Here is a 1,270-nt window from a genome sequence, read left to right as displayed (position 1 = left end):
CGATCTGTGAGTCCCCCAGTCCGACAGGGATTGAAATCCCTGTCTCATAGCTGAAGTCCTCTGAAGAGGACTGAAGTCCGGGCTCGTTTGATTTGGCATCCACAGTCGGTTTTAACCGACTTTCGCTATTAGACGGGGATTTCAATCCCCGGCGGGCTTGTGGGTAAGCCCGATCGACTCGATTGGTCGATCGGGGTCGATCTGTGAGTCCCCCAGTCCGACAGGGATTGAAATCCCTGTCTCATAGCTGAAGTCCTCTGAAGAGGACTGAAGTTTGTGACTGTTGAATCTGGGTTTTTAGTCGGTTTTAACCGACTTTCGCTCTCTCGACGGGGATTTCAATCACTCCTAGGATCTTCGGGTAAGCCCGATCGACTCGATTGGTCGATCGGGGTCGATCTGTGAGTCCCCAGTCCGACAGGGATTGAAATCCCTGTCTCATAGCTGAAGTCCTCTGAAGAGGACTGAAGTTTGTGACTGTTGAATCTGGGTTTTTAGTCGGTTTTAACCGACTTTCGCTCTCTCGACGGGGATTTCAATCACTCCTAGGATCTTTGGGTAAGCCCGATCGCCCCCAAAGTCCGAATAGCTGCATAGTCCGCGAGTCTGAGAGTCGGCCAATGTTTTTCAATTAATTCTCTGCCGAATTCGGGTGCCACCGAGTGGGTGGATGGTCTTGATCCGTGATTTGTTCTAAATGGGAATTGGTGGTTTTTTGCAAGTGATGTTCCTTTTGATTTATCACATAAGCGACTGCTGAGTCTAGTTGTTTTTGTCCTAAAGAAAATACTCCGTATCCTTCTTGCCATGAAAATTTATTGGGATTTTGCAAAGTTTGATTGAGATAACGGCTGCTGCTACCTTTAATATTTTTAACGAATTCAGCGATCGATTGTGTCGGAGGAATGGAAACTATTAAGTGGATGTGATTTTCTGTGCCGCCGATCGCATGAAGGATGCAATTGAGGGTGTCTGCTTTGCCGATGATATAAGAGTAAAGTTCGGTTTCTTTTGCGGGAGATATGAGAGGCTGTCGCTCTTTTGTTGCCCAAACTAAATGATAGTACAGCCGCCACATTGCCATAAAGATTTTTCCTCCTAATTGTTTAGGTTAATTTATCATTTTGTGACCAAATCCGAGAGTGCGATCGGGGTCGATCGGCGAGTCCGACGATCCGAGAGTCCCCCAGTACGACAGGGATTGAAATCCCTGTCTCATAGCTGAAGTCCTCTTGAAGAGGACTGAAATGGGCGATCGTTTGATTTGGTT

General features: G+C 47.2%; 1 protein-coding gene. It reads right to left on the bottom strand.

Annotated features, from left to right (window positions below):
• Positions 1-631: 631 nt before the first annotated feature.
• Positions 632-1,084, bottom strand: a complete 453-nt coding sequence (tnpA, locus tag QT992_RS23845; RefSeq protein ID WP_333056125.1) for an IS200/IS605 family transposase — start codon at positions 1,082-1,084, stop codon at positions 632-634.
• Between the last annotated feature and the right edge of the window lie 186 nt (positions 1,085-1,270).

Source organism: Microcoleus sp. T3_D1, assembly GCF_036700405.1.
Classification (GTDB): Bacteria; Cyanobacteriota; Cyanobacteriia; order Cyanobacteriales; family Microcoleaceae; genus Microcoleus.
The sequence above is the reverse complement of the archived record's forward strand: the minus strand, read 5'-3'. Positions and strand labels throughout refer to the sequence as shown.

What these genes read in the sequence shown, in the direction of transcription:
- tnpA (WP_333056125.1), bottom strand. Translation starts at nt 1,084, where the DNA reads ATGGCAATGTGGCGGCTGTACTATCATTTAGTTTGGGCAACAAAAGAG.